Source organism: Pantoea sp. SGAir0418 (genome assembly GCF_043529865.1).
The window spans coordinates 2,603,768-2,627,115 of sequence record NZ_CP027911.1; the positions used below are offsets into that span (position 1 = coordinate 2,603,768).

At 58.1% G+C, this 23,348-nt stretch carries 17 protein-coding genes; 8 read left to right on the forward strand and 9 right to left on the reverse strand.

Annotated features, from left to right (window positions below; genetic code table 11):
- Positions 1 to 5: 5 nt before the first annotated feature.
- The 6 genes from C1N84_RS12115 to lrp all read right to left on the reverse strand — a co-directional run bounded on the left by C1N84_RS12115 (position 6) and on the right by lrp (position 9,033).
- Complete coding sequence (locus C1N84_RS12115; RefSeq protein WP_058769542.1) at positions 6 to 1,157, reverse strand: MFS transporter; 1,152 nt, start codon at positions 1,155 to 1,157, stop codon at positions 6 to 8.
- A 313-nt stretch (positions 1,158 to 1,470) separates the two neighbouring features.
- A complete protein-coding gene (gene serS, locus C1N84_RS12120; protein WP_058757768.1) occupies positions 1,471 to 2,763 on the reverse strand; it encodes a serine--tRNA ligase in 1,293 nt (430 codons plus the stop codon).
- A gap of 97 nt (positions 2,764 to 2,860) precedes the next feature.
- On the reverse strand, positions 2,861 to 4,207 hold the full coding sequence (locus C1N84_RS12125) for a replication-associated recombination protein A (RefSeq protein ID WP_021508355.1): 1,347 nt from the start codon (positions 4,205 to 4,207) through the stop codon (positions 2,861 to 2,863).
- A 7-nt stretch (positions 4,208 to 4,214) separates the two neighbouring features.
- Complete coding sequence (gene lolA / locus C1N84_RS12130; protein WP_010618286.1) at positions 4,215 to 4,826, reverse strand: outer membrane lipoprotein chaperone LolA; 612 nt, start codon at positions 4,824 to 4,826, stop codon at positions 4,215 to 4,217.
- A gap of 173 nt (positions 4,827 to 4,999) precedes the next feature.
- Positions 5,000 to 8,419: a DNA translocase FtsK 4TM domain-containing protein gene (locus C1N84_RS12135; protein WP_264441466.1), complete on the reverse strand. Its 3,420-nt coding sequence runs from the start codon at positions 8,417 to 8,419 to the stop codon at positions 5,000 to 5,002.
- Between the two features lie 119 nt (positions 8,420 to 8,538).
- A complete protein-coding gene (gene lrp, locus C1N84_RS12140; protein WP_006118610.1) occupies positions 8,539 to 9,033 on the reverse strand; it encodes a leucine-responsive transcriptional regulator Lrp in 495 nt (164 codons plus the stop codon).
- Between the two features lie 521 nt (positions 9,034 to 9,554).
- Here lrp and trxB point away from each other — a divergent pair.
- The 5 genes from trxB to infA all read left to right on the forward strand — a co-directional run bounded on the left by trxB (position 9,555) and on the right by infA (position 15,458).
- Positions 9,555 to 10,520, forward strand: a complete 966-nt coding sequence (gene trxB, locus C1N84_RS12145; RefSeq protein ID WP_058775366.1) for a thioredoxin-disulfide reductase — start codon at positions 9,555 to 9,557, stop codon at positions 10,518 to 10,520.
- Positions 10,521 to 10,665: 145 nt separating this feature from the next.
- Entirely contained in the window at positions 10,666 to 12,438 is a 1,773-nt protein-coding gene (gene cydD, locus C1N84_RS12150; protein ID WP_264441467.1) for a heme ABC transporter permease/ATP-binding protein CydD, read from the forward strand.
- Complete coding sequence (gene cydC / locus C1N84_RS12155; RefSeq protein WP_264441468.1) at positions 12,438 to 14,168, forward strand: heme ABC transporter ATP-binding protein/permease CydC; 1,731 nt, start codon at positions 12,438 to 12,440, stop codon at positions 14,166 to 14,168. Before cydD ends, cydC begins: the two co-directional genes overlap by 1 nt.
- A 32-nt stretch (positions 14,169 to 14,200) precedes the next feature.
- The gene (aat, locus tag C1N84_RS12160) at positions 14,201 to 14,893 is read left to right on the forward strand and encodes a leucyl/phenylalanyl-tRNA--protein transferase (RefSeq protein ID WP_031279861.1); all 693 of its coding nucleotides are present in this window, start codon (positions 14,201 to 14,203) and stop codon (positions 14,891 to 14,893) included.
- A gap of 346 nt (positions 14,894 to 15,239) precedes the next feature.
- Positions 15,240 to 15,458 carry a translation initiation factor IF-1 gene (infA, locus tag C1N84_RS12165; protein WP_002211347.1) on the forward strand — a complete coding sequence of 73 codons (219 nt, stop codon included), beginning with the start codon at positions 15,240 to 15,242 and terminating at the stop codon, positions 15,456 to 15,458.
- A gap of 93 nt (positions 15,459 to 15,551) precedes the next feature.
- On the opposite strand, the gene clpA is transcribed toward infA, so the two are convergent.
- Together clpA and clpS are read right to left on the reverse strand one after the other, a co-directional pair.
- Positions 15,552 to 17,831: an ATP-dependent Clp protease ATP-binding subunit ClpA gene (clpA, locus tag C1N84_RS12170; protein WP_021508362.1), complete on the reverse strand. Its 2,280-nt coding sequence runs from the start codon at positions 17,829 to 17,831 to the stop codon at positions 15,552 to 15,554.
- Positions 17,832 to 17,886: 55 nt separating this feature from the next.
- Complete coding sequence (gene clpS / locus C1N84_RS12175; RefSeq protein WP_021508363.1) at positions 17,887 to 18,207, reverse strand: ATP-dependent Clp protease adapter ClpS; 321 nt, start codon at positions 18,205 to 18,207, stop codon at positions 17,887 to 17,889.
- A 323-nt stretch (positions 18,208 to 18,530) separates the two neighbouring features.
- Between clpS and cspD the strand changes: the two genes are divergently transcribed.
- On the forward strand, positions 18,531 to 18,752 hold the full coding sequence (gene cspD / locus C1N84_RS12180; protein ID WP_058757774.1) for a cold shock-like protein CspD: 222 nt from the start codon (positions 18,531 to 18,533) through the stop codon (positions 18,750 to 18,752).
- A 90-nt stretch (positions 18,753 to 18,842) separates the two neighbouring features.
- Here the strand turns inward: cspD and C1N84_RS12185 are convergent, their stop codons facing one another.
- A complete protein-coding gene (locus tag C1N84_RS12185; protein ID WP_264441470.1) occupies positions 18,843 to 20,483 on the reverse strand; it encodes an ATP-dependent nuclease in 1,641 nt (546 codons plus the stop codon).
- Between the two features lie 134 nt (positions 20,484 to 20,617).
- On the opposite strand from C1N84_RS12185, the gene C1N84_RS12190 reads away from it, so the two are divergent.
- Both C1N84_RS12190 and poxB read left to right on the forward strand, forming a co-directional pair.
- Positions 20,618 to 21,517 carry a lysine exporter LysO family protein gene (locus C1N84_RS12190; RefSeq protein WP_058775361.1) on the forward strand — a complete coding sequence of 300 codons (900 nt, stop codon included), beginning with the start codon at positions 20,618 to 20,620 and terminating at the stop codon, positions 21,515 to 21,517.
- 109 nt (positions 21,518 to 21,626) lie between these two features.
- Positions 21,627 to 23,348, forward strand: a complete 1,722-nt coding sequence (gene poxB / locus C1N84_RS12195) for a ubiquinone-dependent pyruvate dehydrogenase (protein ID WP_394541633.1) — start codon at positions 21,627 to 21,629, stop codon at positions 23,346 to 23,348.

The window sequence follows — 23,348 nt, forward strand, 5'->3', positions numbered from 1 at the left end:
TGCCATCAGGCATGCGCCACCGGTGTTGCATGCTGATCGGCTTTACGCAGCAGCATCACCAGATAGACCAGCGCCACCACCGCAATCATCACAAACAGCAGGCGATCGGAATAGTTCTGCATCAGCATTGCGGTCATCCCCGGCCCGACCAGACTGCCAACGGTATAACTGAACAGCAGCGCCTGATTCATCGCCACCAGTTCATGATGCGCTACCGTTTCACACGCCCAGGACATCGCTACCGGATAAAGCGTAAAGCCAGCCAGCCCCAGCACAAACAGTGCCGGCGCCATTGCCGTTCCGCTCAGCATAGCAATCGCACCCAGAATCACCACGAACACCTGCACGCGCAGCACCATCAGGCGACCAAAGCGGTCGGCCAGACGCCCTACCGGCCACTGACCGACAATCCCGGCACTGACCAGCAGCGCCATCCAGTAACCCACGGTGGCATCGCTCATGCCCTGATGCGAAAGATAAAGCGGCATCAGGCCGTAGAGCGAACCGAGCACGATACCGGAGATAATGCAGCCGTTGATACCTAACCGCGAGCTGCGGCGGCGCAGCATGCTCCAGATACGCCCGGTTGAGGCTTCTTCAGTAGCCGCACCGGCGTTGACCTGCACAAACACCACGGGCAGCACGGCACAGACGATCAGCGCGCTCACCCAGGGAATGACGTGCAGCAGTTCTGTCGAGACACGGCTCACCAGCAGCTGACCGGCAACGGTGCCAAGATAGTAGATGATCATGTAAGCGGCCAGCAGCTGACCGCGATTGCGCACGGTACCGCTGCACAATAGTGCACTCTCAACCACCACCCAAATCAGTGCACAGCCTACGCCCGCGGTGAAGCGCAGCAGCGTCCAGCTGTAAAAGCCGTCCAGCAGCACCATGCCCATGGTTGCCAGCGCAAACAGTACGCTGGCAAGGTAAAAGCAGCGATTAAAGCCATAGCGATTAATCAACCAGCCCGCCAGCAAGGTGCCCAGTAAGTTGCCGGTGTAATAAGCAGAGCTCGCCATGCCCACCTGCCAGGTCGGCAGTTGATCGTGAGTGAGCCACAGCGGCACCAGCGTATTAAGCACAGCAATAGACACCGTCATCAGCATTAAGCCGCAAAGCAGCAGCAGGACGGGGCGCGACCAGGTTGACATAGGGAATAAAACCAAAAGAAATGAACAGATTTGCGCGCAGTTTGCCATTGACGATGGCAAAGTCAATGTGCAAAAAAACAGCGCCGCACATTTTGCTGCTGAACAATTTATTATTTTTATCTTCAGCGGGTTACAGGGCTTGAGAAAGGTCTTATATCTGAATCTATCTACATGAATTTATACATTTTTGATGGTTTGACGCGCAACGATGACGATAACGTTTATTTCTGATTAATTCCGGTTAAAAAATAATGGCTGACGCGCTTAAGAAATAAAAAACCCGGCCTGAGCCGGGTTTGTGCATGAATGCCTGTTAGCCGATATATTCCAGCCCGCCCATATACGGGCGCAGCACGTCCGGCACTGTAATGCGACCATCCGCCTGCTGATAGTTTTCCAGCACGGCCACCAGCGTACGCCCCACCGCCAGGCCTGAACCATTCAGCGTGTGCACCAGACGCGGTTTTTTGTCCGTTTTGCTGCGGCAGCGAGCCTGCATGCGGCGCGCCTGGAAATCCCACATATTCGAGCAGGAGGAGATTTCACGGTAGGTGTCCTGCGCCGGCAGCCAGACTTCCAGGTCATAGGTTTTGGCTGAGCCGAAGCCCATGTCACCCGTGCACAGCAGCACTTTACGGTACGGCAGGTTCAGCAACTGCAGGACTTTCTCCGCATGGCCGACCAGCTCTTCCAGCGCGTCCATGGAGGTTTCCGGTGCGACGATCTGCACCATCTCCACTTTGTCGAACTGGTGCATACGGATCAAACCGCGCGTGTCGCGGCCGTAAGAACCGGCTTCGGAACGGAAGCAAGGCGTGTGGGCAGTGAGTTTGATCGGCAGAGATTCCTCTTCAACGATCTCATCGCGCACCAGGTTAGTCAGCGGCACTTCGGCGGTCGGGATCAGCGCATAGTTACTGCTGCCTGCTTCCTCGCCCAGCGGTTTGGTATGGAACAGATCCTCACCAAATTTTGGTAACTGACCGGTACCGTACAGCGTCTCGTGGTTCACCAGATATGGCACGTAAGTTTCCAGATAACCGTGCTGCTGGCTGTGCAGATCGATCATGAACTGGCTCAGTGCGCGATGCAGACGGGCAATCTGGCCCTGCATCACGATAAAGCGCGAACCGGTCAGTTTCACCGCCGAGGCGAAATCCAGCCCTTTGACCGCTTCACCCAGCTCCACATGGTCTTTCACCGGGAAATCGAACTGGCGCGGCTGGCCCCAGCGGCTCACTTCCTGGTTTTCGCTGTCATCTTTACCCAGCGGCACTTCATCGGCCGGCAGGTTCGGCAGCGCGAGCGCAAAGTCACGAATTTCGTTCTGCAGGGTATCCAGCTCTGCTTTCGCCGCATCCAGGCGTTCGCCCAGCGCGTTCACTTCCTGACGCAGCGGCTCGATATCTTCCCCACGTGCTTTGGCCTGACCGATGGATTTGGAGCGGGAGTTACGCTCAGCCTGCAGGTTTTCAGTTTCTACCTGCAAAACCTTACGACGCTCTTCGAGGGAGCGCAGCGTATCCACATCCAGTTTAAATCCCCGGCGTGCCAGTTTTTCTGCGACTGCGTCTGGCTCATTACGCAGCAGATTGGGATCGAGCATGCTTATCCTGTGTAATAAAAGGTTGATTGAACGAATGGAGGGATGCATTCCACCGGAATGCATTGAAATCCTTGCTCACCTTACCGTAACGCGTTTATCAGCGGTAGCGTTTTATCGGGCTATTTTGATCCTGTTCAGCAAGCCAGGCGAGTTTTTCACCGATCTTGCTTTCAAGGCCACGATTGGTGGGTTGATAGTAGCGCGTCTGCGCCATTTCCGGCGGGAAAAACACCTCGCCGGCCGCATAGGCATTGGGTTCGTCATGCGCGTAACGGTACTCTTTGCCGAGGCCCATCTCTTTCATCAGCTTCGTCGGTGCATTACGCAGATGTTCCGGCACATCGTAATCCGGGAACTCACGCGCATCACGCATCGCCGCTTTGAAGGCGGTATAAACAGCATTGCTTTTTGGCGCACAGGCCAGATAAACAATTGCCTGGGCAATTGCACGTTCCCCTTCCGCAGGCCCGACGCGGGTAAAACAGTCCCACGCGGCAATTGCTACCTGCATGGCGCGCGGATCAGCATTACCGACATCTTCCGAAGCAATCGCCAGCAGCCGCCGCGCCACGTACAGCGGATCGCCACCGGCAGTGATGATGCGCGCGTACCAGTAAAGCGCCGCATCCGGGGCTGAACCACGAACCGATTTGTGCAGTGCCGAGATGAGATCGTAAAAGCGGTCGCCTTTGTTATCGAAACGCGCCGCGCGTTCACCCGACACTTCATTCAGCAGCTGTGGCGTTAGCTCCCGCTGTCCCTGCGCATTGAGCTCAGCCATATCGGCCATCATTTCCAGCGTATTCAGTGCGCGTCGTGCATCACCATTGACCAGTTCAGCGATCATGCGCCGGGTATTGTCCGGTAACAGAATATCGCTGTCGCCGTAACCGCGCGTTTTATCCTGCATCGCCTGATCCAGCACCTGTTCAATATCCGCGCTGGTCAGCGATTTAAGCAGATAAACGCGGGCGCGCGACAGCAGTGCCGAGTTCAGTTCAAAAGAAGGATTTTCCGTGGTTGCGCCAATGAAGGTGATGGTGCCGTCTTCAATGTGTGGCAAAAACGCATCCTGCTGGCTCTTATTGAAGCGATGCACCTCATCAACAAACAGAATAGTGCGACGCCCCACCTGGCGATTCTGCCGCGCGCGCTCAATGGCCTCGCGGATCTCTTTAACGCCGGAAGTCACCGCTGAAATGCGTTCGACATCGGCTTTGCCGTAATGCGCGATGATCTCCGCCAGCGTGGTTTTACCGGTACCCGGCGGTCCCCATAAGATCATGGAGTGCAGCTGACCCGCTTCAATAGCGCGCGGCAACGGCTTACCGGCCGCGAGCAGATGCTGCTGACCAATATATTGCTGCAGCGTCGCTGGCCGCATACGCGCAGCCAGCGGTCTGAACTCATTTGACGGTGCAAAATCCAGCGACAGGTTACTCACCCTCACCTCACTGACGTTGATCGTCCACCGTTACCCCTTTTGGCGGCGTAAAGGTGAATTTATCCGGGCTGATAGCGCCGTTTTTCTGGCTCTTCAGCTGATAGCTGCTGCGCTGTCCATCCTGCTCGATCGCGCTGAACTGATTGATGGTGCCTGCGGAAGTGACATTGATGGTGAACTGTTTCAGGTTGCCATCGCTGCTTTTAGGCGTCAGCTCAAAATTATCCCCCTGCTGCTTAATGTTGTACTGCTGCCAGTCAGAGGGCTGGTTACGCGCAATCAGCATAAACGGCGTGTTGCTGGTGGCATTCTGCAGCAGGCTAACGCTCGCCTGTTCCACAAAAGGATTATAGAACCACAGATTTTTACCGTCGGAGATAATCACGCTTTCGTCCGGTGCAGTCATGTGCCAGTTAAACAGGCTCGGACGTTTTACCCACAGTTCGCCTTCGCCGTCCTGCACATTTGCGCCGCTACCGTCAGTCACCTTCTGACTGAAGCTGGCATGGAAGCTGTTCACTTTATTAAGGCGCTGCTGCAGATCGCTGGAAGCATCCGCCAGGGCAGAAGAAGCAACAAAACCGGCCAGCAGGCCACAGGCAATAACGCGAAATTTCATCTGATACGATTCCTTATTCATGGTTTCCTGACACTTACTGCATTAACCGTAGTCGCCGCTCCGTCAGTTCGACAGGAGAAAAAGCCGAAAGCTCCCAATGATATGGGGATCGGACCACAGATAAACAACGGGCCAGTTTACACTGGCCCGGCATAACACTGCGGAGAAAAGTCTTACATTTCGTGAGGTGGCGGTGACAGCACTTCACGGTTACCGTTGTGGCCTGGCTCCGAGACAATGCCCTGCGCCTCCATCTGTTCGATAATCCGCGCCGCGCGGTTGTAGCCAATACGGAACTGGCGCTGCACGCCGGAGATCGACGCGCGGCGTTTCTCCACCACGAACGCCACCGCCTGGTCAAACAGCGGATCCAGCTCTTCATCGCCGTCCAGGCCGCCAGCACCGCTTTCACTCTCTTCACCGGCGGTAATGCTGTCGATGTACTGCGGTCGCCCACGCGCTTTCCAGTCCTGCACGACTGCATGCACTTCCTGGTCACGCACAAAGGCGCCGTGAACACGTACCGGCATGGAGGAGTTAGGTGGCATGTAAAGCATGTCACCCATACCCAGCAGGGATTCCGCACCGCCCTGATCGAGAATGGTACGCGAGTCAATTTTACTGGATACGGTAAAGGCGATGCGCGTCGGAATGTTGGCTTTAATCAGGCCGGTAATCACATCCACCGATGGACGCTGGGTAGCCAGCACCAGGTGAATACCTGCCGCACGGGCTTTCTGTGCCAGGCGGGCAATCAGCTCTTCGACCTTTTTGCCCACCGCCATCATCAGGTCAGCGAACTCATCAACCAGCACCACAATGTACGGCAGTTTTTCCAGCACCGGCGGCGTGGTGTCCATGCTGTCGCCCGGTTTCCAGAACGGATCCGGAATTGGCCGGCCCATTGCGGCCGCCTGCTCGATCTTCTCGTTATAGCCGGCCAGATTACGCACGCCCAGCGCAGACATCAGCTTATAGCGGCGCTCCATTTCGACCACACTCCAGCGCAGCGCGTTAGCCGCGTCTTTCATGTCGGTGACCACTTCCGTCAGCAGATGGGGAATGCCCTCATACACTGACAGCTCGAGCATTTTCGGGTCGATCATGATAAAGCGCACTTCTTCCGGCGTGGCTTTATACAGCATGCTGATGATCATGGTGTTGACGCCAACCGACTTACCTGAACCGGTGGTACCGGCCACCAGCAGGTGCGGCATCTTCGCCAGATCGGCCACCACGGGTTGACCAGAAATATCTTTACCCAGCACCACCGACAGCGGCGAAGGGTTATCGCGGAACTTATCGCAGTCCAGCACCTCACGCAGGTAGACGGTCTGACGATGTTTATTGGGGAGCTCCAGGCCGACATAAGGCTTGCCCGGAATCACCTCAACCACACGCACCGCAACGGCAGAGAGCGAACGTGCCAGGTCACGCGACAGGTTAGAAATACGTGCGGCCTTGACGCCCGGTGCCAGATCCAGTTCAAAGCGGGTGATTACCGGCCCCGGAGAGATGCCCACCACTTCGGCTTTCACGCGGTAATCCGCCAGACGCGCTTCAACCAGACGCGCGGTCTGTTCCAGTGCGAACATATCCACCGGCTCCTCTTCCGCCGGCGGCGACGTCAGCAGATCCAGCGTCGGCAGCGGCGTGGAAGGTTTCTCCAGCGGCTGTTCGTGACGTACCAGGAAGGGGTGGAACAGGCTGTCCTGCGCAGGGGCGACAGGCTTCGGCGTTTCAGCCGGCGCGGCGTAAACCTCGTCGTCTGGCGTTGACCACGGGCTGGTTTCCTCACTCAGCGATGCGGGTACCGCCGGCTCAGGTGCCGCTGGCTGCTGCCACTGGGCCGGGGCGTCCGGCTCTGGCGTGGCGGCAATGGTAAACAGCGGTTCGCTCGGCGTGTCATCAACCAGATCTTTCATCGGAGAGAAATCAAACGCGGCTGAGGTATCCAGATTAAATACCGGCGCGCTCTCCTGCTCAGGCTGGCTGTAACGCTGTTGCTGCTGCTGAGCAAACTGCTGCGCCAGCTGGGCCTGCTGCAGCGCCTCTTCATCTTCTTCCTCTGCCGGCTGCTGCTGCCAGCTGTCGCCGTACCGCTGCTGCTGCTGCGAATGGAACGCTTCGCGCAACTGGGCTTCCTGCAGCGCAGCATTATCATCATCGTGCGGCTGTGGCACTTGCCAGCTGGCGCTGATTTCCGGCTGCTGCTGGTCGGCCTCTTCACGTGCCTTCTCTTCTGCCATGCGTTGCGATGGCAGTTTGATACCGTATGAGGCCAGCTCACGCCGGGTTGGCAGCTTAACCTTGTTAGGACGCGGCAGTTCCGGACCAATACCCTGTTTCACCTGCGGATTGTAATCGCGCTCCGGCACCACATCAAAGGCTGGCGTGTAAGCCGCAGAGCGGGCAGCAGCGGCGGCCGTCGCTGAACCGAGTGCGGCAGCGGCTGCCGTATTCAGCGGTGTGGCGGCCTGATCGGCACTCTGCCAGTTACCCATGCGCGGGCCATCGTCTTCTTCAGCGAGCGAGAAGGCGTCGGCGGCCGGTGAAGCAGGCACTTCGAAGCGGTATAACGGAGGAGCCGCTGTCGCGGGCTCTGCTGGCGGAATAGCTGGCGCCGCAGGCGCGCTGGCAACAGATATCGATGCCGGAGCAGCCGCAGCCAGCTGTGACGGCGCAGGTTGTGGAGCTACGTTTACCGCCGGTGCGGATGGCTCAGGTGCCGCGACGGACGGCACCTGACGTGCGGCGTCACTGGTGGCGGCCAGCGCAGCCGCGGTAGCCGCACTGGCTTTCGCCAGCAGGGGATCGTCGCTGGCGACTTCAGCCACAGGTTCCGCTACCTGTCGGGGCTTAGCCAGCAGTACGTCATCTTCGTCGTCCTGAGCCGGCGCAGCGCGCAGTGGCGGAACCGCGTCGTCGGGGTGCGCCTCGTCGTAGTCGTCTTCTTCCTGCCAGGGTTCATCATGGCGCGAGCGGTTGCTGGCAAAGGTCAGCACGCCCATCACCACGCTGCCGATCTTCTCGGCAATCGCCAGCCAGGACCAGCCGGTATAAAGCGTGATACCCGCCGCCCAGACGCACAGCAGCGTCAGCGTGCCACCGGCACCGCTGAACCACGGCGCCATCGCATTGCTCACCAGGCTGCCAATTACGCCGCCAGAGGCAAAATACCAGATATCGTCCACGTTCAGCGCAGCCAGTCCGCAGGTAGTCACTACCAGCGCCAGCACGCCAATCAGCCGCAGGCCCACCGCAAAATAGTCGATGTAATCCTGACGATCGCGCTGACGGAAGGTAATCCAGCACAGACCAATAATCACTGGCGGAATGGCGTAGGCCATCACACCAAAAATAAACAGCAGGGTATCGGCCAGCCATGCGCCCACGCTGCCGCCCAGATTGTGGATCGGCTCGTGCCAGGCGGTTTGTGACCAGCTGGGATCGGAGGGATTAAAGCTAACCAGCGACACCATCAGATAGATGGCAAACAAGGCCACCAGGATGAGCAACGCTTCCAGCAGCCGACGTCCGCTGCTCAGTGGTTGTAATGAAACGTCTTTATCTTCTGTATATTCCTGGCTCAAGAGAACTCTCCAGGTGCCTGTAAATTAAGAAGGCAACAGCGCCAGGCTTGCCTGACGCTGGTCCTGTATGAATTCACAGGAGTGTACCGAAATCCTGCAAGCTTTGCACCTGCCCTGCGTTACCGGGTCTTAATCACCAGACGATTGCTCTGTTTGACCTCTTCCATCACCACATAGGTACGGGTGTCGTTGACGCCCGGCAGGCGCAGCAAGGTCTCACCCAGCAGTTTACGGTAGGCGGACATATCCGGCACGCGGGTTTTCAACAGGTAGTCAAAGTCACCGGAAACGAGGTGACATTCTTGAGTTTCCTCAAGTTTTTGTACGGCGGCGTTAAATTGTTCAAACACATCCGGCGCGCCGCGATTCAGAGTAATCTCAACGAATACCAGCAGTGAAGCATCGAGATAGTGCGGGTTCAGCTGCGCGGTGTAGCCCAGAATGAAACCCTGACGTTCCAGGCGACGTACGCGTTCAAGACAAGGTGTTGGCGAGAGGCCGACACGTTTTGAAAGCTCAACGTTGGAAATACGACCGTCTTTCTGCAGTTCATTCAGAATATTTCTGTCGATCCGATCCAGATCTTTTCCGGGGCGTTTCTTGTTGTCTACCATTATTATTGTCTCTCTTAATTCCTTCCCTTTACCTGCCAAACCCTGAAAACGTTCAATGTTCAGGGCCTTACTGAAGTGAAGTCTTTAAGCCTGTGCAGTAACGCGACCATCCGTATGACGCATGCTGTCTGTCCACATCATGCGTCATTACCAATGTCAGGCTGAGTTTATTTGGCGAAATTGCGCAAAACAGAGCTGAAATTCTGTTTCGAACCGCTAAATTTTCTCTGCTTCTGACAATGTTTTCGCAAAAGCGCAGGCGATTGTCAAAGTAAAACATCCAAATTCAGTACAAGATGCCAGACAGCGTACTGGGTTGCTGTTTTTAAATGAGAATTTTTATACAGCTGCACCACAAATTGCCGAGCAATGCCCCCTTTTGGCGCAGCGCGCGTGCAGAATTGCCATTCATCGTCTACGCCGCTTGCAGTGATTGTTAACAAAATTGCTGAAACCTTTTTTTGCGACAGTAATTTCCCTACAATCGAAAACTATGTTGTCAGACACACACTGAGGAACGCATGAGTACGGCCAAACACAGTAAGCTGCTCATTCTGGGCTCCGGCCCTGCCGGTTACACCGCAGCGGTTTATGCCGCCCGCGCTAACCTGAACCCGGTATTGATTACCGGACTGGAAAAAGGCGGCCAGCTCACCACCACGACTGAAGTCGAAAACTGGCCGGGCGACCCGCACGATCTGACCGGCCCTGCGCTGATGGAACGCATGCAGGAGCATGCTGAGAAGTTCAACACCGAAATCATCTTTGACCATATTCACACGGTTGATTTGCAGAACCGTCCGTTCCGCCTGACCGGCGACAGCGGCGAATACACGGCGGATGCGCTGATCATCGCGACCGGTGCCTCAGCGCGCTACCTTGGCCTGCCGTCAGAAGAGGCATTCAAAGGCAAAGGGGTATCGGCCTGCGCCACCTGTGATGGTTTCTTCTATCGCAACCAAAAAGTCGCGGTTATTGGCGGCGGTAACACGGCCGTTGAAGAGGCGCTCTATCTGGCGAACATCGCTTCTGAAGTGCACCTGATTCACCGTCGTGACAGCTTCCGCGCTGAGAAAATCCTGATTGACCGCCTGATGGAGAAAGTGCGTAACGGCAACATCGTGCTGCACACTGACCGCGCGCTGGACGAGGTGGTAGGCGATCAGATGGGCGTCACCGGGTTGAAACTTTCGTCAACCAAAGGTGAAGCTCCGCTCTCGCTGGAAGTGGCGGGCCTGTTTGTCGCCATCGGTCATAGTCCGAACACGGCGATTTTCGATGGCCAGCTGGATCTGGAAAACGGCTATATCAAAGTGCAGTCCGGCCTGCAGGGCAATGCGACGCAGACCAGCGTGCCGGGCGTGTTCGCTGCCGGTGACGTAATGGACCACATCTATCGTCAGGCCATTACCTCTGCCGGTACCGGCTGTATGGCCGCGCTGGATGCGGAACGTTATTTGGATGGTCTGGTTAAAAACGATAAGTAAGTTGTTAATTATCTGATCATAATTGCACTGAGGCGGCCACTTTTGGTCGCCTTTTTTATCGCCTGCGTGCTACAGTTCTGCCACCCGTCTGTCCGGCATTTAGCGTCGGATTTTGCCTCTCGTTACGGTGATCAAACAGCTTCGCATGAACAAATCACGGCAACACGAACTGCTGCGCTGGTTACGCCAGCAACGTCATCATGGCGCACGCAGCCTGCGACTGGCCTCGCTGGCAGGTTTTGCTGCGGCGTTAATTCTCATCGCCCAGGCCTGGCTACTGGCCTCCCTGCTGCAAAAACTGCTGGTGGAACAGCAACCCCGCGCTGAACTGGTGAGTGATTTCCTGTTACTACTGCTGTGCTTCGCACTGCGCGCCGCGCTGCACTATGGTCGTGAGATGGCCGGTTTCAGGGCTGGCGTGGCGATTCGCCGTGCACTGCGGCAACAGGTGCTGGACCGGCTGAACGCGCTCGGTCCGGCCTGGATTCAGGGCAAACCGGCCGGGAGCTGGGCAACGCTGCTGCTGGAACAGATTGAAGAGATGCAGGAGTATTACGCGCGCTATCTGCCGCAGATGTCGCTGGCGGTGTTTGTGCCCTGCGCCATCCTGATCGCCATTTTCCCTATAAACTGGGCTGCCGGACTGATTCTGCTGGCGACCGCGCCGCTGATTCCGCTGTTTATGGCGCTGGTCGGCATGGGTGCGGCCGATGCCAACCGGCGTAATTTTCTTGCGCTGGCGCGTCTGAGCGGCGATTTCTATGACCGTCTGCGCGGACGCGAAACGCTGCGCCTGTTTCACCGCGCGGACGCTGAGCAGCAGGCGATTGCCGCCAGTACTCAGGATTTTCGTCAGCGCACCATGGAAGTGCTGCGCCTCGCCTTTCTCTCCTCTGCGGTGCTGGAGTTTTTCGCCTCGCTGGCGATTGCCGTGGTCGCGGTCTATTTCGGCTTCTCGTACCTGGGTGAACTCAATTTTGGCCACTACGGCACCGGCGTGACGCTGTTTGCCGGTTTCCTCGCGCTGATTCTTGCCCCCGAATTTTTCCAGCCGCTGCGCGATCATGGCACCTTTTACCATGCCAAAGCGCAGGCGGTGGGCGGCGCAGACGCGCTGGATACCTTCCTGCGCGAAACGCCCCAGCGCGCGCCGCAGGCGGCCACACAAACGCTGGATGCTGACGCGCCACTCTCCCTCCGGGCGCAGGATCTGGTGATCATGACCGCCACCGGCGAGGCGCTGTCACAGCCGCTGAATTTCAGCCTTACTCCCGGTCAGCGCGTGGCGCTGGTCGGACAAAGCGGGGCCGGAAAAAGTGCGCTGATGAATGTCCTGCTCGGTTTTCTGCCCTATCAGGGTTCACTGTGCATTAACGGCCAGGAACTGCGCGACATCAGCCGCAGCAGCTGGCAGCAGCAGCTGGCCTGGGTAGGACAAAATCCGCAGCTGCCGGCGGCGACGCTGCGTGACAATCTCCAGCTCACTGACACGCCGGTGGACGAGGCCACGCTGACCGCCGTGCTGCAGCGCGCTGGCGTCAGCGAATTTTTGTCGCGTCTGCCGCAGGGGCTGGATACGCCAGTTGGCGATGGCGGCATCGGCCTGTCCGTTGGGCAGGCACAGCGCATCGCCGTTGCGCGGGCGCTGCTGAAACCGGCCCGCCTGCTGCTGCTGGACGAACCGGGATCCGGGCTCGACAGCCAGAGCGAGCAGCATGTGATGGGCGCGCTACAGCAGGCCGCACAGCAGCAAACTACGTTAATGATTACCCATCAGCTGCACGCTCTCGACCAGTGGGATGAAGTGTGGGTGATGCAGGCCGGACAACTGGTGCAGCAGGGCCACTGGCAACAGCTGATCGCTGAAGCGGGCCCGCTACGCGAGCTGGCGCAGCATCGTCAGAAGGAGATTGCCTGATGCGCACGTTACTGCCTTTCCTGCGCCTGTATCGCCGCCATCCGTGGCGTTTAGGTCTTGGCGTGGTGCTGGCGATTGTCACGCTGCTCGCCAGCATCGGCTTGCTGACGCTGTCCGGCTGGTTTCTTGCTGCCTCCTCGCTGGCTGGCGTCGCCGGCCTGTACAGCTTCAATTACATGCTGCCCGCAGCCGGTGTGCGTGGCGCGGCAATCACCCGCACCGCCGCGCGCTATTTTGAAAGGCTGGTCAGCCACGACGCCACTTTCCGCGTGCTGCAACATCTGCGCGTCTTTACCTTTAGCCGGCTGATGGCGCTGGCACCGGCGCAGCTGGCGCGCTTTCGCAACGGTGAACTGCTGAACCGCTTTGTCAGCGATGTCGATACCCTCGACCATCTCTATTTACGCGTTATTTCTCCGCTACTGGGTGCGGCGGTGGTGATTGTGGTGGTGACCTGTGGACTGGCGCTACTCGATATGCAACTGGCGCTGCTGCTCGGGGCGATCATGTTGCTGACGCTGCTGCTGATGCCGCCGCTATTCTGGCGGCTCGGCGCGCGCACCGGCGCGCAGATTGCCCGTTACCAGGCTCGCTGGCGCCTGCAACTGACGCACTGGCTCAGCGGACTGGCCGAGCTGCAGATTTACGGCGCGGTGGCGCTGTGGCGACAGCGGCTGGATCAGGAAGAACGTGCGTGGCAACAGGCGCAGCAGCAGCAGCACCGGCTGCAGGCGCTGGCGCAGAGCCTGCTCACGTTGATCGCCGGCAGTACCGTTACGCTGCTGCTGTGGCTGGCCGCCAGCGGCGTCGGCGCTAATAGCACACCGGGTGCACTGATTGCCCTGTTTGTGTTTTGCGCGCTGGCCGCGTTTGAAGCGCTGGCACCGGTGGCTGGCGCATTTCTGCCACTGGCGCAGGTGACGCACGCGGCGCAGCGCGTGCAGGAGATCATCGATCAACCGCCAGCCATTCACTTCCCGACACAACCGGTTGCGACGCCGCGCGGCCTCAGCCTGACGCTGGAACAGATCGATTTCAGCTATCCGCAGCGGCCAGAAGCGGTGCTGCACAACTTCTCCCTGACGTTAGCAGCCGGTGAACATCTGGCGCTGCTGGGCCCGACCGGCTGCGGAAAATCCAGCCTGCTGGCGCTGATCACGCGCGGCTGGGAAGCTCAGCGCGGCACGATTCGCCTGAACGGGATTGATCTGGCGGCGTGGGACGAAGCCAGCCTGCGTCAACGCATCAGCGTTGTCACACAGCGCGTCCATCTGTTCAGCCAGACGCTACGCGCTAATCTGCTGCTGGCAGCACCACACGCCAGCGATGCACAGCTGATTGACGTATTGCAGCGGGTTGGGCTGGCGCATCTGACGCAGCACAGCGAAGGGCTAAATGCATGGATGGGTGAAGGCGGCCGGCCGCTGTCCGGTGGTGAATTGCGCCGGCTGGCGATTGCCCGTGCGCTGCTGCACGATGGCGACCTGTGGCTGCTGGATGAGCCGACCGAAGGTCTGGATGCCGCGACCGAGCAGCAGATTCTCACGTTGCTACAGCAGGTTAGTCAGGGAAAAACGCTGATCATGGTGACGCATCGCCTGAGCGGAATGGAAAAAATGGATCGCATCTGTGTGCTTGACGGTGGGCAGATTATCGAATCCGGCAGCCATGACGAATTAATCTCAAAAGCGGGACGCTACTGGCGTTTCCAGCAGCGCTTTGCGCTATAGTCTATGCGTTTAGCCTGAGGGTGACCGACGCCATGAGACTGGTACAACTTTCCCGGGATTCGCTCAATTTCCCGCCGCCGGAGATGGCGCTGCGTGAGCCAAACGGCCTGCTGGCCATGGGCGGCGATCTCTCCCCTGCCCGCCTGATGAATGCTTATCAGCGCGGTATTTTTCCGTGGTTTTCGCCCGGCGATCCGATTTTATGGTGGTCGCCAGATCCACGTGCGGTCCTGCTGCCGGAGTCGTTTCATCTCAGCCGCAGCATGGCGCGCTTCCATCGCCGTTCGCCCTATCGCGTCACCATGAATCACGCTTTTGCACAAGTTGTGGAAGGTTGCGCCAGCGGGCGTCAGGAAGGCACCTGGATCACCTTTGAAGTGAAACGCGCCTGGCTGCGCCTGTATGAGCTGGGCCATGCGCACTCAATCGAAGTCTGGCAGGATCAACGCCTGGTTGGCGGCATGTATGGCCTGGCGCTCGGACAGATTTTTTGCGGCGAGTCGATGTTCAGCCGGGCGGAAAATGCCTCTAAAACCGCGCTGTGGGTTTTCTCACAGCACTTTATTGCGCATCAGGGACGGCTGATTGATTGTCAGGTGCTGAATCCGCATACCGCCTCGCTGGGCGCAGTTGAAATTCCGCGCGTCGATTATCTGCAATACGTGCAAACGCTGGCCTGGCAACCGGTGCAGGCCGGCTGCTGGCAAACACAAACCCTTTTTTGACTGTCCCCGCAGATGTTTTGCACACAATTCCCGACAAAAGTGATACAATAAGCGAGTTTGGTATGTCGTCCGCGCTTCGCTGTGGCGAGCCGGAATTGCCAGGCTGGGAATCTCACCCTGTTCCCGAAGCTGTTTCAGTTGCGCACCCGATGCCGATTGCTGCAGATTCTTAGCCCGCTAATCCCCCGCAGACGTCAAAAACACCCGAATTTATCCGTAATGCACGCGCAGCGGCGCGACGCACGGCGAAGCGTTGGCAAAAACAGCCAACGTTTCTTTACATAAATCATGGAATTCGGCATTATCTTGCCGGTTCAACAGTTTGGTAGTTCACCCAGAGGATTCGATGGCCAAAGAAGACAATATTGAAATGCAAGGTACCGTACTGGATACGTTACCTAACACCATGTTCCGCGTAGAGCTTGAAAACGGGCACGTGGTTACCGCTCATATCTCCGGTAAAATGCGTAAAAACTACATCCGCATCCTGACGGGCGACAAAGTGACTGTCGAGTTGACCCCGTACGACCTGAGCAAAGGCCGCATTGTCTTCCGTAGTCGCTAAGTTGTTGCACTCGCCTCGCGTTTGCTGATGTAAACTAAGCGCGAAAAAAAAGGCCGGATTTTAATCCGGCCTTTTTCTTATCTGCGCACCCGCTTAATGCACGGTGCCCTCGGTTTTACGTTTTTCCGCACTCATGAAGTGGTAGGTGAGCTGGTTTTTCTCTTTATCCAGTCCAACCGACACCGATCCGCCATCCACCAGCGAGCCAAACAGCAGCTCGTTAGCCAGCGGTTTCTTCAGGTTTTCCTGCACGGTACGCGCCATCGGACGCGCGCCCATCGCTTTGTCGTAACCTTTTTCGGCCAGCCAGTCGCGCGCATCATCGCTGACTTCCAGCGACACACCTTTCGCATCCAGCTGTGCCTGCAGCTCAACAATAAATTTATCCACCACCTGATGGATCACCTGAGTGTCGAGGTGACGGAACCAGATAATGTTGTCGAGACGGTTACGGAACTCCGGCGTAAAGATCTTTTTGATCTCTTCCATCGCGTCGGTGCTGTTGTCCTGCTGAATCAGGCCGATGGATTTACGCTCGGTCTCGCGCACCCCGGCGTTGGTGGTCATCACCAGCACCACGTTGCGGAAGTCCGCTTTGCGACCGTTGTTATCGGTCAGCATTCCGTTATCCATCACCTGCAGCAGCAGGTTGAAGACATCCGGATGGGCTTTCTCGATCTCATCCAGCAGCACCACCGCGTGCGGATGCTTGATCACCGCATCGGTCAGCAGACCGCCCTGATCAAAGCCGACGTAGCCCGGAGGCGCACCAATCAAACGACTGACGGTGTGACGCTCCATATACTCGGACATATCAAAGCGCAGCAGCTCAATGCCCAGCGCCTTCGCCAGCTGCACGGTGACCTCGGTTTTACCGACCCCGGTCGGACCCGCAAACAGGAACGATCCGACTGGCTTACGCTCCTGCCCCAGACCCGCACGGCTCATCTTGATGGCTTCAGTCAGCGCTTCAATCGCGTTGTCTTGTCCAAACACCAGCATTTTCAGACGGTCGCCGAGATTTTTCAGCGTATCGCGATCGGTGGCCGAAACGCTCTGCTCCGGAATACGCGCGATGCGCGCCACCACGGATTCGATGTCCGACACGTTGACGGTTTTCTTGCGCTTGCTGACCGGCACCAGACGCGCACGCGCGCCAGCCTCATCGATCACGTCAATCGCCTTGTCCGGCAGATGACGGTCATTGATGTATTTCACCGCCAGCTCAACCGCCGCACGTACCGCTTTGGCGGTGTAGCGCACATCGTGATGCGCTTCGTACTTCGGCTTCAGCCCGTTAAGAATTTGTACCGTCTCTTCAACCGATGGCTCAGTAATATCAATTTTCTGGAAACGGCGCGCCAGCGCACGATCCTTCTCAAAGATATTGCTGAACTCCTGATAGGTCGTGGAACCCATCACGCGGATTTTACCGCTGGAGAGCAGCGGCTTAATAAGATTCGCCGCATCCACCTGGCCGCCCGATGCCGCACCGGCACCGATAATGGTGTGGATCTCGTCGATGAACAGAATGCTGTTGTTATCCTGTTCCAGCTGTTTCAGCAGCGCTTTAAAACGTTTTTCAAAATCACCGCGGTATTTGGTACCGGCCAGCAGCGAACCGATATCCAGCGAGTAGATGGTGCACTCTTTCATCACTTCCGGCACGTCGCCCTGCACAATGCGCCAGGCGAGCCCTTCCGCAATCGCGGTTTTACCGACGCCCGATTCGCCCACCAGCAGCGGGTTATTCTTGCGACGACGGCACAGCACCTGAATGGCCCGTTCCAGCTCTTTATCGCGGCCGATCAGCGGGTCAATTCCGCCGACGCGAGCAAGCTGATTAAGATTGGTGGTGAAGTTTTCCATACGTTCCTCCCCGCCTGCTTGCTCTTCGTTAACCGGATTTTCCGCGCTGTTCTGCGGCTGGCCCGGTTCGTCTTTACGCGTACCATGGGAGATGAAGTTCACCACATCAAGGCGGCTCACTTCGTGTTTGCGCAGCAGGTAAGCCGCTTGCGACTCCTGCTCGCTGAAAATGGCGACCAGCACGTTCGCACCGGAAACTTCACTGCGACCGGATGACTGGACATGGAAGACCGCACGCTGCAGCACGCGCTGGAAGCTGAGCGTCGGCTGAGTGTCGCGCTCCTCTTCGCTGGCAGGCAGCACCGGCGTGGTTTGTTCGATGAAGGCTTCGAGTTCCTGACGCAGAGCCGCAATATCCACCGTACAGGCTTCCAGTGCCTCTCTGGCCGACGGGTTGCTGAGCAGCGCCAGCAACAGATGTTCGACGGTCATAAACTCGTGACGGTGCTCGCGCGCTCTGGCGAAAGCCATGTTTAAACTGAGTTCCAGTTCTTGATTGAGCATTTGGCACCTCCCCCAATTATCGCTCTGACGGACTGAATCCTATATGGAGACAGCTTCAGGCTTTTTCCAGCGTACACAGCAACGGATGTTGATTTTCCCGCGCGTAATTGTTCACCTGGGCGACTTTGGTCTCCGCCACTTCTGCAGTGAATACACCACAGATTGCCTTTCCATGGTAGTGAACTTTCAGCATCAGTTGCGTTGCACGTTCAACATCATAAGAAAAGAACTTTTGCAGAACGTCAATAACAAATTCCATAGGTGTATAATCGTCATTATTCAGAATGACTTTATACATTGAAGGCGGCTTTAACCCTTCGCGTACTTTGTCTTCGGCCAGATGTTCAAAGTTAAGCCAGTCGTTTGTGTTTGCCATAATGTTCCGTTGAAATTCTGCGTTACGGTAGCGCACATTTCTGTGCTCTCACCTCAAGTTTAACACGCCTGTCAAGCCGCTTTTCCTGTGGCAAAAATCGGTCCTGAAAGCGCATGCGCGACCTGTATCACAAAATTTGCAATAGCGTTAACTGCCTCAAATTTTGATGAATTTCTCCCCGTGCGCCAGGGCCGTTTGCTTGACGATAAGGTCCGTTTCTCTACATTCTACTTACACAAGCTGATTGAGTTTTAAACAAACTCGACTCACAGCTTCAATGACCTCACCTACTTATCAAAATGTCTTGCGAGGGAAGTAAAAGCATGGAGACGGGTACTGTTAAATGGTTCAACAACGCCAAAGGCTTCGGCTTTATCTGTCCGATTGGCGGCGGCGACGATATCTTCGCACACTACTCCACGATTCAGATGGAGGGATACAGAACGCTGAAAGCGGGCCAGCACGTTCAGTTCGATGTCCATGAAGGGCCGAAAGGCAACCATGCCAGTCTGATTGTGCCCTGTGAAGCATCGTCACTCTCCTGACGGGCGCGCGTCTGCTCTCATTCTGACCACTCCCGAAAAAAAATGCCAGCCGCAGACGCTGGCATTTTTCTTTGGCGTCCCGCGTCAGTTTTACTCTGCCCGACCGCGCGCCAGCCACATGACGCGGCCAAACAGCTGATCGAGCAACGGCGGAATCGCCTGCGGCCCGCGTTCGGCCGCTGCCATCGCCACCGCAATCGCCAGTTCCGGCTTCGAGCTGTGATGAATGGCTTTGGTAATAATACGCCGTGCGTTCATTGGCACGTTTAACGGCAGGTGCGCCATCTGGTGATAGACATCACTAAAGCCCTGCTTATAAAGGAAGTGTTCGATGTCGGGCGCCGGGAACTGCGTGAGATGGTCGCTCTCCTGCTCATGCGGCTGTAGCTGGCTGCGCGCAGTGGCGGCATATTTTTTCCCGGCCTCGTCGCCGTCAGTCAGCACGTGCCAGGCAATGCCCATGCGGCGCGCATATTTCAGCAGCGGCTTAAGCCCGGACTGCGCAAACTCAATCACCTTCACGCCTTCCGCGGCAAAATGGTAGCCGCGCTGCCGCGCCAGCTCATTGATGATCCACACTTCGGTTTCACCCTCAACCAGCAACCAGCAGCGGGCAAACAGCGCCGACGGACGGTTGACGCGGATGTGAAAGCCGATACGGCGCGCCTCTTCGGCACTTAATCCTTCCGGCCCGATACGCCACGCCGCCACGCGGTCGGGCTCGCGCACCAGTCGGCAGATTTGCTCCAGCGCCACCTGTGACAGCAGCTCACCGGAGTTAGTGGTGGCGATTTTTTGCAGCGGCATCAGCGCCAGCAGATTCCACGCCACCGACAGCATGATGGGATGCAGCCGCGTTTCCGGATCCTCCACCAGCAGCAAGGGGCGCGCGCCCGCGGGCAGCGCATCGCTGCCGTGCGCCTGCAGCAGGAGCGAGAACATGCGCAGCAGAATCACCTGACGACTGCGCGATTCGGTACCGGCGATCAGCTGATTGAGCTGATCGAGCGAACGCCAGCCCTGACTGCCGTCACGCAACTCCGGCGCAACCCGCGCGGCGCCTGTGTCCGGTTGCTGTACCAGAAAATAGTGCGCCATCAGCTGCTGCATGGTGTGTAATCCCTGGCGCAACAGCTCGTCGCTCAGGGTTTGTGGCCGCGCCACCAGATCGCGCGTCAGGCTATGCATCTCCTGCGCCAGCGCGCTCAGCGTATCAGCGCGTCGCTGCGTGTCGTTGTCGCTATGGCGCGACCGCCGGCCAAAGCGCGCATCACGCAGGCGCAACACCGGATAGTACGCGCGCAACTGCGCCAGCGCGACGTCGGTGCCCGCCAGCGGCAGCACCTCGCCACGCGCGTCAATAAAGCGCCAGCGGGTTTTGGCTTCGCTGCCCTGGCGCGTCGCCAGCGTACTGAAGCGCAGATAGCGCCCCGCGTCATCCTGCTGCCAGAACGGCGCAAACAGCGCTTCATGCTCATCGCCCTGCGCGCGAAAGCGAAACACCAGCTGCAACTTATGCCGCCGGGCTTCCACCTCACCGGGCGGAAAATGGAAGTCCTGTTCGGTGAACATATAGGGCTCAGCGGCCGGTGCCAGCAGCAGCGTTAGCGCATCCAGCAAACTGGATTTACCCCACGCGTTTTCCCCAATCAGCAGATTGGTGTCGGTCAGCGGCAGCGACAACCGGTTAATGCCGCGAAAGCCGTGTATATCGATATGTTCCAGAATCATCGCGCAGTCCCTCCGTGCTTTGCCAGAGCATGGTCCGCCGCGCTGCGTTGGTCAAGTCGGCAGCGGGAGAAAAGGTTTACACTTCAGGCATTTTCCATTAGCGTGGCGTCTCGTAAAAAAGGACGTCATTTTTCATGTATACCGGACTGCTTATCATTCTGGTGCCGCTGATGGTGGGCTATTTGCTGCCGTGGCATCAGCCTGCGCTGTTGCAGCGCGTTAACCGCCTGCTGAGTTTGCTGATTTACGCCATTCTGTTTTTTATGGGTACCAGCCTCGCCTTTCTCGACAATCTCGGCACCAACTTGCTGATCGTGTTTAAAACCGCGCTGATTGCTGCAGGTGCCATTCTCAGCTGCTCACTGCTGGCGCTGTGGCTGCTGGATCGCCGCTGGCCGTGGCGTCAGCAGCATCGCCAGCAGGATCTGCCATCGCGCTGGCACATGGTGCTGGAATCGCTCAAGCTGTGCGTGGCGGTGCTGGCCGGTTTCCTGCTGGGATTAACCCAGTGGGCGCCGCTGCGCCATGCATCGACCCTCAGCGAAATCGCGCTCATCGTGCTGCTGTTCCTGGTTGGCGTGCAGCTGCGCGGCAGCGGCATGACGCTACGCCAGATCACCCTGAACCGGCGTGGCATGACGGTAGCGCTGGTATCCCTGTGCGGCTCGCTGGGCGGCGGCGTGCTGGCGGCGTGGCTGCTCGGCGTTTCGCTGTCAACCGGACTGGCGCTGGCCAGCGGCTTCGGCTGGTATTCGCTGTCCGGCATTCTGATGACCGAAGCGTACGGCCCGGTGATCGGCAGCGCCGCCTTCTTTAACGATCTGCTGCGAGAGCTGGCTGCGGTGCTGCTGATTCCGGTGCTGGTCAACCGCTACCGCAGTATGGCACTTGGGCTGAGCGGTGCCACGTCGATGGATTTCACCCTGCCGATTCTGCAGCGTGCCGGCGGAATGGAGATTGTGCCTGCGGCCATCGTGCACGGTTTTATCATGAACCTGCTGGCACCTATCCTCATCGCCCTGTTTTCCGCCTGACGCGCAGCGCATTTTTTCACGCCCGCTGCGCTGCGGCTTCGTCTACGCTTTCTCTCTGACACGTTTTTTGCCATCCGACTGGATGGCCGACACCAGAAAGGAGCGAACGATGAAGCAAACAGTGGCGGCCCTGCTGGCCAAAACGCTGGAGAGCGCCGGCGTAAAACGCATTTGGGGCGTAACCGGTGACTCCCTCAACGGGCTGAACTACAGCCTCAACCGCATGGGCACCATTGAATGGATGCCAACGCGCCATGAAGAAGTGGCCGCTTTTGCCGCCGGGGCGGAAGCACAAATCAGCGGTGAGCTGGCGGTGTGCGCCGGCTCCTGCGGCCCTGGCAACCTGCATCTGATCAACGGCCTGTTTGACTGCCATCGCAACCATGTTCCGGTGCTGGCGATTGCCGCGCACATTCCTTCCAGCGAAATCGGCAGCGGCTATTTTCAGGAAACCCATCCGCAGGAGTTATTCCGCGAGTGCAGCCATTACTGCGAGCTGGTCTCCAATCCGGAACAGCTGCCGCAGGTGCTCGGCATTGCGATGCGTAAAGCCATCCTCAATCGCGGCGTGTCGGTGATTGTGCTGCCGGGTGACGTGGCGCTGCAGGCGGCGCCGGAGAATGCGCGCAGCGAATGGTATCCGCCGCAGCTGCCGCAGGTGGTGCCGTCGGTCAGTGAACTGACGCGCCTCGCAGAAACGCTCAATGAAGCGAAAAATATCACCCTGATGTGCGGCAGCGGCTGCGCCGGTGCCCATGCGGAAGTGGTAAAGCTGGCCGAAACGCTGAAAGCACCCGTGGTACACGCCATGCGCGGCAAAGAGCACCTCGAGTACGACAACCCGTATGATGTCGGCATGACCGGGCTGATCGGCTTCTCATCCGGCTATCACGCCATGATGAACGCCGACACGCTGGTGCTGCTCGGCACCCAGTTCCCTTATCGCCCGTTCTACCCGGCGGACGCGCGCATTATTCAGATTGATATCAATCCGGCCAGCCTCGGCGCGCACAGTCACGTCGACATGGCGCTGGTGGGTGACATCAAAGCCACGCTGCAGGCGCTGCAGCCGCAGCTCACCAGCCACAGCGACCGTCATCACCTCGATCGCGCACTGGAGCACTACGCGGATGCGCGCAAAGGGCTGGACGATCTGGCGACCGCCAACGATAAGCAGGCGATTCACCCGCAGTATCTGGCCCAGCAGATCAGCCACTATGCGGCCGATGACGCTATCTTTACCTGTGATGTCGGCACGCCAACGGTGTGGGCAGCGCGCTATCTGAAAATGAACGGCAAGCGCCGTCTGCTCGGCTCGTTTAACCACGGTTCGATGGCCAACGCCATGCCGCAGGCGCTTGGCGCACAGGCCATTGATAAACAGCGTCAGGTGGTTGCGCTGTGCGGCGATGGCGGCTTCAGCATGCTGATGGGCGATTTCATCTCGCTGGCGCAGCTTAAGCTGCCGGTGAAGCTGGTGATCTTCAATAACAGCGTGCTGGGCTTTGTGGCAATGGAGATGAAAGCCGGTGGCTATCTCACCGACGGCACCGATCTGGAGAACCCGGACTTCGCCGCCATCGCCACCGCCTGCGGCATCAAAGGGATCCGCGTGGAAAAAGCCTCGGAGCTGGATGGCGCGCTGCAACAGGCGTTCGCCCATGACGGTCCGGTGCTGGTAGACGTGATCACCGCCAAGGAAGAGTTGTCGATGCCACCGCAAATCAAAGCCGAGCAGGCTAAAGGTTTCAGCCTGTACATGCTGCGCGCGATCCTGAATGGTCGCGGTGATGAAATCGTCGAGCTGGCGAAAACCAACTGGCTGCGGTAA

What these genes read in the sequence shown, in the direction of transcription:
- C1N84_RS12115 (WP_058769542.1), bottom strand. Translation starts at nt 1,157, where the DNA reads ATGTCAACCTGGTCGCGCCCCGTCCTGCTGCTGCTTTGCGGCTTAATG.
- serS (WP_058757768.1), bottom strand. Translation starts at nt 2,763, where the DNA reads ATGCTCGATCCCAATCTGCTGCGTAATGAGCCAGACGCAGTCGCAGAA.
- lolA (WP_010618286.1), bottom strand. Translation starts at nt 4,826, where the DNA reads ATGAAATTTCGCGTTATTGCCTGTGGCCTGCTGGCCGGTTTTGTTGCT.
- lrp (WP_006118610.1), bottom strand. Translation starts at nt 9,033, where the DNA reads ATGGTAGACAACAAGAAACGCCCCGGAAAAGATCTGGATCGGATCGAC.
- trxB (WP_058775366.1), top strand. Translation starts at nt 9,555, where the DNA reads ATGAGTACGGCCAAACACAGTAAGCTGCTCATTCTGGGCTCCGGCCCT.
- cydD (WP_264441467.1), top strand. Translation starts at nt 10,666, where the DNA reads ATGAACAAATCACGGCAACACGAACTGCTGCGCTGGTTACGCCAGCAA.
- cydC (WP_264441468.1), top strand. Translation starts at nt 12,438, where the DNA reads ATGCGCACGTTACTGCCTTTCCTGCGCCTGTATCGCCGCCATCCGTGG.
- aat (WP_031279861.1), top strand. Translation starts at nt 14,201, where the DNA reads ATGAGACTGGTACAACTTTCCCGGGATTCGCTCAATTTCCCGCCGCCG.
- infA (WP_002211347.1), top strand. Translation starts at nt 15,240, where the DNA reads ATGGCCAAAGAAGACAATATTGAAATGCAAGGTACCGTACTGGATACG.
- clpA (WP_021508362.1), bottom strand. Translation starts at nt 17,831, where the DNA reads ATGCTCAATCAAGAACTGGAACTCAGTTTAAACATGGCTTTCGCCAGA.
- clpS (WP_021508363.1), bottom strand. Translation starts at nt 18,207, where the DNA reads ATGGCAAACACAAACGACTGGCTTAACTTTGAACATCTGGCCGAAGAC.
- cspD (WP_058757774.1), top strand. Translation starts at nt 18,531, where the DNA reads ATGGAGACGGGTACTGTTAAATGGTTCAACAACGCCAAAGGCTTCGGC.
- C1N84_RS12185 (WP_264441470.1), bottom strand. Translation starts at nt 20,483, where the DNA reads ATGATTCTGGAACATATCGATATACACGGCTTTCGCGGCATTAACCGG.
- C1N84_RS12190 (WP_058775361.1), top strand. Translation starts at nt 20,618, where the DNA reads ATGTATACCGGACTGCTTATCATTCTGGTGCCGCTGATGGTGGGCTAT.
- poxB (WP_394541633.1), top strand. Translation starts at nt 21,627, where the DNA reads ATGAAGCAAACAGTGGCGGCCCTGCTGGCCAAAACGCTGGAGAGCGCC.